The organism is Pradoshia sp. (genome assembly GCF_051873915.1).
In the GTDB taxonomy this organism is placed as follows: domain Bacteria; phylum Bacillota; class Bacilli; order Bacillales; family Pradoshiaceae; genus Pradoshia.
This window is the reverse complement of record NZ_JBJEFJ010000034.1, coordinates 54,574-66,687: the sequence shown is the minus strand read 5'-3', so window position 1 is coordinate 66,687 and position 12,114 is coordinate 54,574. Positions and strand designations below refer to the sequence as shown.

At 38.8% G+C, this 12,114-nt stretch carries 16 protein-coding genes; 7 read left to right on the top strand and 9 right to left on the bottom strand.

Translation table 11 applies throughout. The features are described 5' to 3' along the window. Positions 1-233 (bottom strand): GNAT family N-acetyltransferase (locus ACI35L_RS03795; protein WP_439802280.1); only part of this gene is annotated, 233 nt, incomplete at its 3' end. Between the two features lie 268 nt (positions 234-501). Here ACI35L_RS03795 and ACI35L_RS03790 point away from each other — a divergent pair. Further along, on the top strand, positions 502-693 hold the full coding sequence (locus tag ACI35L_RS03790; RefSeq protein WP_049671320.1) for a hypothetical protein: 192 nt from the start codon (positions 502-504) through the stop codon (positions 691-693). Positions 694-753: 60 nt separating this feature from the next. On the opposite strand, the gene ACI35L_RS03785 is transcribed toward ACI35L_RS03790, so the two are convergent. Next, positions 754-1,212: a threonine/serine exporter family protein gene (locus ACI35L_RS03785; protein WP_049671321.1), complete on the bottom strand. Its 459-nt coding sequence runs from the start codon at positions 1,210-1,212 to the stop codon at positions 754-756. 12 nt (positions 1,213-1,224) lie between these two features. Continuing rightward, on the bottom strand, positions 1,225-2,010 hold the full coding sequence (locus ACI35L_RS03780; RefSeq protein ID WP_231589525.1) for a threonine/serine exporter family protein: 786 nt from the start codon (positions 2,008-2,010) through the stop codon (positions 1,225-1,227). 152 nt (positions 2,011-2,162) lie between these two features. Here ACI35L_RS03780 and ACI35L_RS03775 point away from each other — a divergent pair, with 152 nt between their 5' ends. After that, entirely contained in the window at positions 2,163-3,134 is a 972-nt protein-coding gene (locus ACI35L_RS03775) for an exonuclease domain-containing protein (RefSeq protein WP_049671323.1), read from the top strand. 51 nt (positions 3,135-3,185) lie between these two features. Here the strand turns inward: ACI35L_RS03775 and ACI35L_RS03770 are convergent, their stop codons facing one another. Together ACI35L_RS03770 and ACI35L_RS03765 are read right to left on the bottom strand one after the other, a co-directional pair. Beyond that, a complete protein-coding gene (locus ACI35L_RS03770) occupies positions 3,186-3,503 on the bottom strand; it encodes a thioredoxin family protein (protein WP_439802279.1) in 318 nt (105 codons plus the stop codon). A gap of 69 nt (positions 3,504-3,572) precedes the next feature. Continuing rightward, positions 3,573-4,022, bottom strand: a complete 450-nt coding sequence (locus tag ACI35L_RS03765; protein ID WP_439802278.1) for a hypothetical protein — start codon at positions 4,020-4,022, stop codon at positions 3,573-3,575. A 200-nt stretch (positions 4,023-4,222) separates the two neighbouring features. Between ACI35L_RS03765 and yfkAB the strand changes: the two genes are divergently transcribed. Continuing rightward, positions 4,223-5,350: a radical SAM/CxCxxxxC motif protein YfkAB gene (gene yfkAB / locus ACI35L_RS03760; protein WP_439802277.1), complete on the top strand. Its 1,128-nt coding sequence runs from the start codon at positions 4,223-4,225 to the stop codon at positions 5,348-5,350. Positions 5,351-5,400: 50 nt separating this feature from the next. Here yfkAB and ACI35L_RS03755 read toward each other — a convergent pair whose 3' ends face one another. After that, positions 5,401-5,952, bottom strand: coding sequence for a phage tail tip lysozyme (locus ACI35L_RS03755; RefSeq protein ID WP_082197134.1), 552 nt, complete (start codon positions 5,950-5,952; stop codon positions 5,401-5,403). 321 nt (positions 5,953-6,273) lie between these two features. Here ACI35L_RS03755 and ACI35L_RS03750 point away from each other — a divergent pair, with 321 nt between their 5' ends. Beyond that, entirely contained in the window at positions 6,274-6,510 is a 237-nt protein-coding gene (locus ACI35L_RS03750) for a hypothetical protein (RefSeq protein ID WP_439802276.1), read from the top strand. A gap of 149 nt (positions 6,511-6,659) precedes the next feature. Here ACI35L_RS03750 and ACI35L_RS03745 read toward each other — a convergent pair whose 3' ends face one another. Both ACI35L_RS03745 and lepB read right to left on the bottom strand, forming a co-directional pair. Then, positions 6,660-7,139, bottom strand: a complete 480-nt coding sequence (locus ACI35L_RS03745; protein WP_049671328.1) for a DinB family protein — start codon at positions 7,137-7,139, stop codon at positions 6,660-6,662. Positions 7,140-7,288: 149 nt separating this feature from the next. Further along, on the bottom strand, positions 7,289-7,807 hold the full coding sequence (lepB, locus tag ACI35L_RS03740; protein WP_082197135.1) for a signal peptidase I: 519 nt from the start codon (positions 7,805-7,807) through the stop codon (positions 7,289-7,291). A gap of 742 nt (positions 7,808-8,549) precedes the next feature. On the opposite strand from lepB, the gene ACI35L_RS03735 reads away from it, so the two are divergent. After that, a complete protein-coding gene (locus ACI35L_RS03735) occupies positions 8,550-9,332 on the top strand; it encodes a LysM peptidoglycan-binding domain-containing protein (protein ID WP_439802275.1) in 783 nt (260 codons plus the stop codon). 367 nt (positions 9,333-9,699) lie between these two features. Next, a complete protein-coding gene (locus ACI35L_RS03730) occupies positions 9,700-9,900 on the top strand; it encodes a hypothetical protein (RefSeq protein WP_439802274.1) in 201 nt (66 codons plus the stop codon). A 55-nt stretch (positions 9,901-9,955) separates the two neighbouring features. On the opposite strand, the gene ACI35L_RS03725 is transcribed toward ACI35L_RS03730, so the two are convergent. Continuing rightward, the gene (locus ACI35L_RS03725; RefSeq protein WP_439802273.1) at positions 9,956-11,152 is read right to left on the bottom strand and encodes a S1C family serine protease; all 1,197 of its coding nucleotides are present in this window, start codon (positions 11,150-11,152) and stop codon (positions 9,956-9,958) included. A 312-nt stretch (positions 11,153-11,464) separates the two neighbouring features. On the opposite strand from ACI35L_RS03725, the gene ACI35L_RS03720 reads away from it, so the two are divergent. Further along, positions 11,465-11,767, top strand: a complete 303-nt coding sequence (locus ACI35L_RS03720; protein ID WP_049671334.1) for a hypothetical protein — start codon at positions 11,465-11,467, stop codon at positions 11,765-11,767. The last annotated feature ends 347 nt before the right edge of the window (positions 11,768-12,114 follow it).

Here is a 12,114-nt window from a genome sequence, read left to right as displayed (position 1 = left end):
CTTCGTTCCATCCCACCGCTTATGTATCCGATTACTTGGCTGTCTATTTCTGCAACCAGGACAATGGAGGCTGGATTTTCAATGATTCTCCCCCACTTTTTTGCATATTGTTCAGCGGACATGGCCTCCAGATATCTTTTTGGGACGATTCCCTTATACGTTGAATGCCAGCTCTCCACATTCACCCTTGCAATCGAAGGCGCATCTGAGCTATTTGCCTGACGAATTATCATCTCATTCACTTCCTAGATTATGTTTTCATAAACATTTTTTTAAATTCGACAAGATAACGGAAAATCCTCCCTTTTCTTCTTTCAATCTTTCTGTATAATTTACAATATATAGAAAAACAGATTTTCATGTCTAACGCTAGTCAACTAATGAAATTAGTATAGCAGATGGCTTCATCACAAATTTGCGTGCTAGATTCATGAACGAGGCAAGGGTCCTTCTTTCTTGCTATTTTGGCAGAGAAGAAACAAGATTAAAGGAGACGTAAAGATGGGTTTGTACAAGCTGGTTAAACAAAAATTATGTACTCACGAATGGCATCGAATTGGCCGGGAAGGTAATTTAATCGTTGGAATCTATTGTCCGAAATGTGATAAAGAAGAATATGTTGCAGAGGAACGCTGGGAAGAATTAAAAGAGATTGAGAAGGTTCGTAAATTATTTAGACAAGGGCAAAACTAGCAGCTATCATATGAACAGCTTGAGTTTCCAAACTGGCCGCTCAAGCTGTTCTCTTGTTTATTAAGCTGCTGTTCTTCGTTTCACTATTCGATACAGACCGAGAATGGATCTGAACAACATATCTGAAATGACAATGCCGCAGGCGATCCCAACCGCACAGTATCCGACATTCAAAAAACCCGTGGCTGCTGCCTCATAATCATGGAGGGTCAATTGTCTAAATGCCTGGAATGCCGAAATACCAGGAACGATTGGAACCAACCCTGGCACATAAAAAACGGTCAACGGCATTTTAAAAATTCTAGCGGCTATTTGCCCGGCAAAGGCCAGCAGCAAGGAGCAAACCACACTTGCCGGGAATACACCGTACCCATTCATGCTTAAGAGAACATATCCCATCCAGCCGAGCATACCTACAATCCCGCCCATCGGGATCGACTTCTTTGGTACATTGCATATAATGGCAAATGAGATGGATGATAGAAAACTAAACACCATATGAAAAACGAGATTTGACATCCTATTTGACTCCTACTGTATGAAAATATAATAAACGGTTGCTATTCCTGTGCCAATCGATCCGGCAATAAAGATTCCCTCTACCATGCGGATGGAGCCCGAAATATAGTGCTTCGCTAAAATGTCCCTAATAGCATTCGTAATGGCTATACCAGGAACAAGGGGTGCCACCGTTCCGATCATGACAGAACTTAAGTGGCTCCCCACCATACTATTGACGATGAAAGCTGCCAGACCGCCCAAAAAGGCTGCTATATATTCCGTAATAAATGGAATTTTCAAGTACCGATAGGCAAGCAAATAAGCCAAATAACAGACTAATCCGCCAATCATGCTTGCTGGCAAATCAATGAAGGTGCCATTCATGATCAGCATAACACTGCCGCTTAGAATGGCTGTAAAAATAAATTTCATCAAGAGGGAATAGCCCATTTGTTCTTTATCGACCATCTGCAATCTTGCGTACACTTCCTCAATAGTCAAAAGGTCTTCTGTAAAGAAACGAGAGATTTGATTTACCTTGGTGATTTTATCAAGATTGTAATCACGGTTATCAATCCGGACAAAACTCGTATTGTGCATATCCGTTTTGACAAAAATCCCATTTAAGGTTATGTAGGTGAAGGTCTCCTCGTTTTGGTTTTTGCAGAGTGCCTTGCACATCATCCTTTCCATCGTATCCTCTACCCTGCTTGTTTCCGCTCCATTTTCCAGCATAATTTTGCCGGCCAAAAGAACAGCCTTTATTAAGCAATCATTCTGATTGGACGCCAAACCCATCACTACTCCACTATTCATTTTATCGATTCTTCATTCATATATTGTACAATAATATGAAAGAAAAGCTAGACTCATTTTCAAGCTCTCCAAACTCTCTCTCTTCCAATACCTGATATAATAGAAGATAATCTAAAAAACCTGTCTAGCGTGACAGCTCTAGGAGGATTTGCGTGGATTTTATTGCGATTGATTTCGAAACAGCCAATCGGTATCCCAATAGCGCTTGCTCACTTGGCATCGTCTATGTGGATAATCAAACCATCAAAGACGAAAAATATTTTCTAATCCGGCCGCCTATCATGAATTTCGATCCTAATCATATACGAGTGCACGGTCTTACAGCTGATGATGTCACACATGCACCTTCTTTTAAGGATGTATGGGAAATAATTAAGGCAGATTTTACGGATACAATGATTATTGCCCATAATGCCTATTTCGATATGAGTGTATTAAAAGCCTGTCTGAAAGAATACCAAATTCCAGTACCTGATATGAGCTATTGCTGCAGTATCCCTATCTCCAATCGTGCTATTAAGGGAGAGCGAGTCAAGCAATCCTTAAAAGAGCGCACAAATTTTTTTGGCATTCAGATAGAGGAGCATCATCATGCTTTAGCAGATGCGAGAGCCTGTGCTGAGCTGGTTCTTAAAAGCATGGAAGCCACTGGTCAGCATTCATTCACAGAATTTCAGCATGCCCATCCAACATTACCAGTTAAGCGATTATCCGAGCTGAAACCAATGAACTCATTCAGTAAAGAGAAAAAAACTGCGGGCAGAAAATTCTCTCAATCAATCAAAATAGGCGATGTCACACCAACGAAAGAAGCAGATGAGTCCAATCTTCTTTATGGGAAGACCTTCGTATTCACGGGCGACCTAGATTCCATGGAACGAATAGAAGCCATGCAGTTGGTTGTCAATTTCGGAGGGATATTAAAATCAAGTGTTAGTAAAAAGACCGATTACCTGATCATTGGAACACAGGATCAAGCATTAGTCAGCGGTAAAGGAATCAGCTCAAAGGAAATCAAGGCTCGTGAACTTCAGGAAAATGGTTCCCCCATCAAAATGCTCGATGAGACACATTTTCTCAGACTCCTTTCTGAAGCTAAGCAATCCAGCTCCATAAAACAATAAGAAGCCTAAAAAAGCACAAGACCGTAAACGGTCTTGTGCTTTCCTATTTCTTCATGCCCATTCATTCAAAAATGCCCGAACCTGATCAGGCGTCTTCGCATGAGCACTATGCAAATGCGCTACTTTTTCTCCATTTTTGTATAGGAGAAGACTTGGAATCCCCATAACATCGTATTGCTCAGCTAGTTCAGGAAATTCATCCTTATCAACCTTATACCATTTCTTATCTGGATGTTCTGCCACAATCTCATCTATAAACATATCAAGACGCTTGCAGTCTGGACACCATGTTGTTGTGAAGATTTCCACTGTTAAGTGATCTTGTGCGATTTGTTCATTAAATTGTTCTACTGACTTTACAACTTCCATTTTCCATTCCTCTCTTTCTAACGAGCTGTACTATTCATTTTACATTAAGTGCTCTAAAAGAGGAATTAATCAATTTGCCTGTTTCTCATCCATTTCATTCAGAGGAATGCCTGTTGATTTCTCAAACTCCTCCAAGGCCTTCTGAATGGTCTTTTCAGAGAGCCCATCAGCCCAGTCTGATATATCTTTGCTGTTCTCCTCATCAGGATTCCCAATATAAATTTGAATGGGCTCTCCTTTATAATCCACCTTCGTCTTTGGCAAGTCATTCTCCGCTGATTCATTCGATCCGGCATAAATGGATGTCCCTGCTGCATAGCCAAGTCCAATGACTAGTAAGAACCCTATAGTGCTCTTCGTAAATCTTCTCAATACGCTCACTCCTTCATATTCTTCAAGTGATTGAGCAGCTGTTAAAACATCATCAAGCTTTCCTGACACGTCTTTTAATGCTTCGGTCAAATGAACCTTTTCCATCCTTCGCCTTGATAGGATAGAGACGGAACTCCTTACTACCATTTCCATTATCTTCTATAAGCAAACCTATAATCAATGGTCCATTCGATTTGTTACGTTTTTTCACAGGAATGACCTATGATTGACATCAAGCGTATTCTTCCTGTTTCTCTGGCTATTCTATTCAGTTTTGTTTAATTGACATAATTTATCCAAAGTGACCATAATATGGGGTATGAAAATTAACCTTGAGGAGATCGATCATGATTAGTGTTAACAAAGAGGCTCAAGCGGCAATCAGTCCAGATTTTGACCCGTGGGAAGCCTATATGGACGTATCACAATATGGCAAAATGACTCTTTCTAATATAGAGTTCACTACAACAACCCTTTGCAATATGCGCTGTGAGCATTGTGCAGTCGGCTACACCCTGCAGCCGAAAGACCCGAATGCTATTCCGCTGGAACGACTAATTCAAAGACTTGAGGAAATTCCTCATCTACGGTCAATCAGTATTACGGGCGGTGAGCCGATGCTTGCCAAGAAAAGTGTTGAGAACTATGTTGTTCCGTTGCTGAAATATGCAGCCGAGCGAGGTGTCCGTACACAAATCAACTCAAACCTCACACTGCCGCTTGAACGATATGAATCCATCATCCCCTATTTGGATGTATTACACATCTCCCACAATTGGGGAACCATCGATGAATTTGTAGAAGGCGGCTTTGCCATGATGGAGCGAAAACCCACCTATAAACAACGAGAAGCCCTTTTTCAAAATATCATTACGAATTCGATTCAATTGAATAAAGCTGGTGTACTCGTCTCTGCTGAAACGATGCTCAATAAAAGGACGCTTCCCTACTTAGAGAAGATACATAAACAAATAACCGAAGAAATGGGCTGCAGAAGACATGAAATTCATCCAATGTATCCGAGTGATTTCGCTTCTGCACTTGAATCCCTGTCCCTAGATGAAATCCGAAAAGCCATTCACCATTTGCTCGATTGCAGGAAAGAAGAGGTTTGGATGCTCTTTGGTACATTGCCGTTTTATCCATGCAGCAGCAATCAAGAGGATCTCCTCTTATTAGAGCGATTATATGCGAGCAAGAACGTGACCATTCGAAATGATCCAGACGGACGTTCCCGTTTGAACGTTAATATCTTTAGCGGCGAGGTAATCGTGACCGACTTCGGTGATGCCCCTGCTCTTGGGAATATCCTTGAACATTCTTTACCTGAGGTTTATCAGAAATGGATGGATACGGAGCTTGCCCGCTCTTTGAATTGCCATTGTCCAGCTGTAAAATGCTTAGGGCCTAATGTTTTGGTCAAAAATGCGTATTATCCGAAGGAAGACTTTCAAACTCGCAAATCTTATTTATAATTTAGTCAAAAAAAGCGTTCAACCCTTACAGGTTGAACGCTTTTCTAATCTTATAACCAAGAGTTTACGACTTTATAAGCTTGATTATGACGCTTAATATAAGCTGTCGCTTTGCCATATTTGGCAAAGCCGCCTTCCCCTTTATTATAAGCACTTAAAACGGCTTCACGAAGAGCTGTTCCTTTGTAGCCTTTTTTTGCATACTTTTTCTGAAGGTTGGAAAGCATGTATGTACCCCAGTTCATGTTTACCTTTACATTATATGGGCTATTCTTTGTTTTGGTCACTTTTGCTAAGTTCTTATGATTCACTTTATTGATTTGGAACAAACCATAGTTTGAACCGCCTTTAGCCTTTGCTTTGAAATTGCTCTCATGCTTGATGACAGCTAAAGTATGTTTGTAGTTCAATCCTCTTTTTACACAAAGATCATATAAATATTTCTGGTTGGCTTTTGATAGTGGCACTTTACTTGAATACTTGAAGCCTGCTGCTTCTACTGTATTTGTTTTTCCTGGTAAAGCTGTACTTAGGACAAGAGCAACAACAAACATCGAAATGATGAACAGTTTAGTCAGTCTTTTTCTTTGATTGTTTTTCATAGATACTCCTTTTTGTTCGCGTTTTTTTAAACGTCTTGCTTGCTACTCTTGTACTATACCAAAATCATGAGTGAGAAATAAATCAATTCATCAGATTATAACGTTATTGTAAGACTGATGTATTCAATGTAACCTTTATGTAATAAAAGTATATAAATATAAATATACTTGTGGATAAAACAAGAGATTATCTCTAAAAAACTCTATTCACATACCCATTTACTCCCATTCGTGCCATTCATTCTACTAAATCCATCCGTTTAGTTACAGAATGTTAAGGGGATTATATGAAAAGAAGTACTTATGAAGAGGTGATTTGTCATGATGGAATTTATCGTCATTCTACTGCTCGCTGTCTTTATCGGCTATTCTTTCTTTAAAATGAAAAGGAATCATAAAGTACCAAACAATCAATATACTCCCTTTGATTCAGCGATGACAGGCTCCACAGACAAAAAACAGACAGACCCAATCAACGACACAAAGCACAAAATCGCCTACAAAGAAGAGGTCCGCTTGGAGGACTATCATGAAGAGAAAAAGGAGTCTCATAAATAAAAGCATCTGCCTGCATAATCCATGCAGGCAGATGCTTTTTTTCATCACTATGACAATTACAAGACAAAATCAATCATTCAATAAGTGAATTATGACAGAATAGTAACAAACCACATCATTCGTGCCCTGAAATAGTCCCAGTCTGAATTCTAATCATATACTTTACTAGCAGAAATGGCCCTCTTAATCGCTTGAATGTTTCCTAAATGAATTCCTTCATGATGGATGGTCCTGACCAACACTTGAGCAATTGTGTGGATACCTGATTCAGTAGTAGGATATTGTTCCTCCAGCCGCTCCCCATATAAATCACGAATCATAAACGGCTGAATGGCAAGCAGTCTTTTTAAATAATCCAAGCTTGGAATCTCTTCTTCCCAATCCAGAGGACTTGTACCAAATCCAAACCATTTAATGAAATTCCTTGGCATGACAATCTCTTCCTTCGTTAAATGCTGGATCCATAAATATTGATTCACATATACATGTCCCATATGCCAACGGATATTATCCTGATACCCCTCAGGAATCACATCTGCCTCCTCTTCCCCAATGACCGAAACCGCTTCCAAAAACTCATGCCGATAATCAGCTAGCTGCTTAATCAGAACTTCATGCCTTTTTAGCATACTTCATCCCTCCAAAGCTCTTAATAGTATTTATGATTCTCCGAAAGAATGCATTTCCCTTCAGACTTTATGATTAATTATCCGCTGTGAACTATTTATATAGAAGAAACTCGGTATTATCCACCCATCCACCTTCGAAAACAATGTTTTTACTGAATGACCCGCATATTTCGAAAAGGATAGAAAACAACTTTTCCTTTCCCAATAATCCGATCTTCGTGAATAAATCCAAGCCCATTCCTGCTATCCATACTCACCATCCGATTATCTCCCATTACAAAGTAACTCTGCTCTGGTACAAGTATAGGAGAAAGATCCCCCGTACCAGTTTCGTTGAGGTATGCTTCCTTCCATTTCTCATCATTGATATATAATTCATCCTCTTTCACTTCAACCTTGTCACCTGGCAGCCCAATCACTCTCTTTACATATCGTTCATAGCCATTTCCTTTTATCACAACAATCTCTCCGCGGCTAAAGGCAGCATCTCCTATACTGGGTGTTACAAGAATTCTCTCCTGATGGTGCAAAGTAGGCTCCATAGAAAGTCCATCCACTTTATAAGGCGTCAAAATATATGTCCGTACGATCAGTATCAGAAGAATGGCAACAGTCAGTGTCTTAATCCAGCTCCAAGCACCAGCAAACAGACTTTGATTTTTCTCGATTTAATCCTCATCCCCTTTCCAGCCGTTCTTCTGTTCACCTTTATTTTAATTTATCTCTGTATCTTTGTTTGTCGAATTCTAAGAACAGACATAAACTAATCCCCGCAACAAAGATGGCCAAAAAGCGATATATCGAGTTTCTTCTATAATATATAAACCGATATATAAATATGAAGGGAAAATTTCTACAACTTTTTCAAAAAAGGCTTAATTTTTGTCAGAATTTAGTTTATACTATAAATATGTAATTCTCTAAGTTGAAAATCGAAAATGATTGATTCCTTCTATAGAATACCTCTGGTCATTTGATCGACATTCTCCAATCATCCTTTTCGCTTTTTCTGCTCAAGAAAACGACTTTACGGTAAATGTAATTGACATTTTCACCCAATTCATTACCAGATATTTCAATTTGTAAACCTCTTTTTTAATATTTTTGCCTTTTTCTCTCTAAAAAAACACTTGAAATATTTACCATTTTAAACAACAAATGGTTATTTGTGTTACAATTATGACAAAATATCAGTATTTGCCAAGTAAAGAAAAAGGTAATAGTACCAGTCCATCCCCCTCTTTTATTGCCCCTTATTATTTGAATTTTCTGACAAATAGACATATTCCTGACATAATCGCGTTATATCGGTAACGTATTTATCATCTCCTCGTTATTACTTCTTTTGGAGAAACCTGTTAAGATTGTCAATGTTAGCTGATACAAACAATTTTAGGAGGTTAAAACTACATGAAGAAAACGTTATTATCGTTTGTAGCGGTAGCTTCCATCACCGTTGCTATGAGTGGGCAAAAAACATCCGCTCAAGAAATTAAAGTACAAAAAGGAGATACTCTCTGGGGAATATCTCAAAAATACGACACATCAGTAGAAAATATAAAAAGACTGAATGATCTCGATTCAGATACAATCATCGAAAATACTAGATTGGTGGTCAAAAAAGAAGCAGACACACCAACTTATAAAGTAAAAAAAGGAGATAGCCTATGGAAAATCTCCAATACTAAGAATGTATCAATCAATGAACTGCGTTCTTGGAATCAATTAAAATCTGATGTTATCCACCCAGGACAGGTTCTTAAACTAGCAGGTGATGGTCAAGCAGCCAGCGCAAACACAGCACAACCAGCAAAGGCAAAGCAGACTAAACAAACTACTCAAACAACAACCAAAAAGGCAACACCTGTTCAAAAGACTTCTACTACTAAGAAGGAAAATTCCGGAAAAACCATTACAGTATCAGCAACGGCCTATACGGCAAACTGTAACGGATGTTCAGGTACCACCGCCACTGGTGTTAACCTGAAAGCAAATCCAGATGCAAAAGTTATCGCTGTTGACCCAAGTGTCATTCCATTAGGCTCTAAAGTCTATGTTGAAGGCTATGGATATGCGACTGCAGCTGATACAGGCGGCGCTATCAAAGGCAACAAAATTGATGTATTCATCCCATCACATGATCAAGCCATGCAATGGGGACGCAAAACAGTTGAAGTACAAGTTTTAAACTAAACATTAACCACCCTAGACACCTCTCGAGTTTACATCCAGTTCTTGAGAGGTGTTTTTTTCTTCAAAATCGAGAATAAAGATATCACCTTTTCATCTTCCACACCGATTATTCCGGTTACTTTCCTTTTTACATCTTCTATTGACTGACCCAGCCATTTCTTTCTGCTGCTGGTTGATATATTGAATGCCCCTTTATGTAAAGCTCATATCATGAATCTATTTTATTCATAATATCTTTCAAACTTTAGGCCAGTTTATTTAAATCTTGCTAAAATATCCTTTAAATATATTCAATAAGCTGTCTCTTTGCCCCCAAATCGTCCATTCGATACAATGGATATAAATAGAAATTGGGAGGCTTGGGATATTGGGGAATTGCAGAGATTGTTTTGATGGGAAAATATATGATGAACAGCATGAACAATATGAGAAATTGGACAGAGAGATTATCCGCCTGACAGAAGTGAGTCATTTTTCATATGAAGATGCTTTTAACCGCGCAATACGTCTATATCCAGCTGTAAAGGATTGCCCAGAATGCGGCGGCACTGGAAAAATCAATGATTAACGGAAGGAATCAAAAGGCCAAACCAACCTGTTTGGCCTTACTTCCCAAAATATCTTTAGTCCTCATCCAGTGAAAGTGTTTCTTCATTATCTGCTGACCGTCCAGTACCCTCTTTAGGGTTATCAGTTGTCTCTTGGTCCGTCAACTCTTCTTCCAAATACCATTCTTCCGGAATTTCATAATAGGATTTTTCATCATCTGTTTTTTCTCCACCATCAAAATACCATTCTTTCTCTTTCACGTCTTCCTGCTCTTCTTCATAATAAAGCTTCCCATGTTCATTATAGAATAAAGCCATAACATCATCTGCAGAAAGAGGCGACGCAATCCATCTCTCTATGAGCGGATATACATCTGTCATAGGAATTGTAAATCCAACTGAATCATCCTCCAAAGACCTTGCGGAGTTTATGCCGATGACCTCACCGCTTTGAATGGATAACAAGGGTCCGCCGCTTGATCCTTGACCAATCTTTGCTGTCATTTGATATAGATTCTCATATATTCTTTCACCAATGTAAAAGCTCCGTTCAATACCGGATATTTGCCCTAGTGTTGCGGCTCCTGCCTGCCCATTAGGACTTCCTAAAGCTAACACATCTACACCAATTCCATACTTATTTTGTTTATCCAGCCTAAGTGATACTTGTCCGCTTAATGCTGGAAAACGGATAACAGCAATATCTGTCTCATTGGAATAGCCGATAACATTGCCTACAAAGGCTTGATTAGAGGAATCAACAGCTGTAATCGTAAAAAATCCCTCTACTACATGCGCATTTGTCAGTACATCACCTTGGTCATTGATCAAAAATCCAGAACCTTGATTTTTATCTGTGTAAATCGTATATACCTTTTGGTGTGAATCTTGAATTAGAGCAGATAGACCTCTCTGCACATCATCCGTTATTTCATCAGGCGGCTTTGAGACTGCTGAAATATCCTCTCTTTTTGGTGCCGGCACCTTCTCTTCTGTCTCACCTGATAAATGCTCTTCATCAAGGTATTCTTCCTCTTCCCGTTTTATCTCTGCCATTTCCGGCTTTTCTATGGATACTTGTGGAGTTGTTCCTATCACTGTCTTTTCTGGTCGGTTCGAGAATAAATGAAAGAGAGTAAATGAAAGCAAGAAGAGCGAAAAGATTTGGATTATTGCAATAAAGTTGGAGCGTTTCCTTTTCTTTTTTCTTCCGCAATCATAGCAATAATGTCCCCTCGTCTTCATATTCCTGCCGCAAATTCTACATTCCACCAAGCCACCCCCTTTTCAAGCAACAAAAGAACTACCTATTCTTTATTTCGTTAGAAAAGAGGAAAGATGAAGCACCAAAAATAAAAAACACGATTTTTTCCTTATCATCCATCACAATTTCTCTTTTTAAATGGTCTCCCCTTTCCCCTGTCTCCTTTCAATATAAACCGTTTGTCTTGGTTCATTGGCAGGAAAAGAAGACGAGGAAGAAACTTCAATTATATTGCTATGGAGAAAAATTTGATAAATCTATATAATTAAATAAGAAAAGATGAAATGAGTAGACTCATTACTTAATTGGAGGGATATTGGATGAAAGTCATAGTGTACAAAAAAGATGTTGATCACTTCTTAGAAAACTTTAAGTCAATCTCTTCTTTGGATGAAGCAGGTAACAAATTTTATTTCGTCTTTGAGGACCATATTAGAGGCGGACAGTGGACATTAATGTTTTATGAGGATGCACAGAAATGGACAACTCACGGAAAAGGGCCCAATTACTGTGATGTAGCTGAAACACCTTTAACCATCGAAGAGTTAAAATCTTTTATTTACAAACGCAGAAAATATATAAATAATGTGATTCGTTCCATCCGAGTACCCGTTATGTCATGATTGGACGCTGCGCTTACCAATCATGTCTTCATCATAGAGATGAATGCTAAGCGCAGTATAGGGACTCCATAAGTCCTCTTATTAACCATGAGGATTCTTAGACTGCAGACAACATCCAATTAGGATAAATAAGTCTGCAGTCTTTTTGTTTTTGAGATCAGTATTAAAGGCAATGCTGACATTGGTTCCGAGACAAGCACTAAAGCTGCAGCAGCAAACAAAGATTCTTAAATCCTCTGTCTAAACGTCAATCCCCTTGTGAGGAAAAGAAATGTAAAAATCATAAAATAAACTTCATGTCAATGGATTAAAATAAATATTTATAACAATTTAGTGAAAATTACCTT

Bases quoted from the DNA above. Each gene is read 5' to 3' on its own strand.
- ACI35L_RS03790 (WP_049671320.1), top strand. From the start codon at position 502: ATGGGTTTGTACAAGCTGGTTAAACAAAAATTATGTACTCACGAATGG.
- ACI35L_RS03785 (WP_049671321.1), bottom strand. From the start codon at position 1,212: ATGTCAAATCTCGTTTTTCATATGGTGTTTAGTTTTCTATCATCCATC.
- ACI35L_RS03780 (WP_231589525.1), bottom strand. From the start codon at position 2,010: ATGAATAGTGGAGTAGTGATGGGTTTGGCGTCCAATCAGAATGATTGC.
- ACI35L_RS03770 (WP_439802279.1), bottom strand. From the start codon at position 3,503: ATGGAAGTTGTAAAGTCAGTAGAACAATTTAATGAACAAATCGCACAA.
- ACI35L_RS03765 (WP_439802278.1), bottom strand. From the start codon at position 4,022: ATGGTAGTAAGGAGTTCCGTCTCTATCCTATCAAGGCGAAGGATGGAA.
- yfkAB (WP_439802277.1), top strand. From the start codon at position 4,223: ATGATTAGTGTTAACAAAGAGGCTCAAGCGGCAATCAGTCCAGATTTT.
- ACI35L_RS03755 (WP_082197134.1), bottom strand. From the start codon at position 5,952: ATGAAAAACAATCAAAGAAAAAGACTGACTAAACTGTTCATCATTTCG.
- ACI35L_RS03750 (WP_439802276.1), top strand. From the start codon at position 6,274: ATGATGGAATTTATCGTCATTCTACTGCTCGCTGTCTTTATCGGCTAT.
- ACI35L_RS03745 (WP_049671328.1), bottom strand. From the start codon at position 7,139: ATGCTAAAAAGGCATGAAGTTCTGATTAAGCAGCTAGCTGATTATCGG.
- ACI35L_RS03735 (WP_439802275.1), top strand. From the start codon at position 8,550: ATGAAGAAAACGTTATTATCGTTTGTAGCGGTAGCTTCCATCACCGTT.
- ACI35L_RS03720 (WP_049671334.1), top strand. From the start codon at position 11,465: ATGAAAGTCATAGTGTACAAAAAAGATGTTGATCACTTCTTAGAAAAC.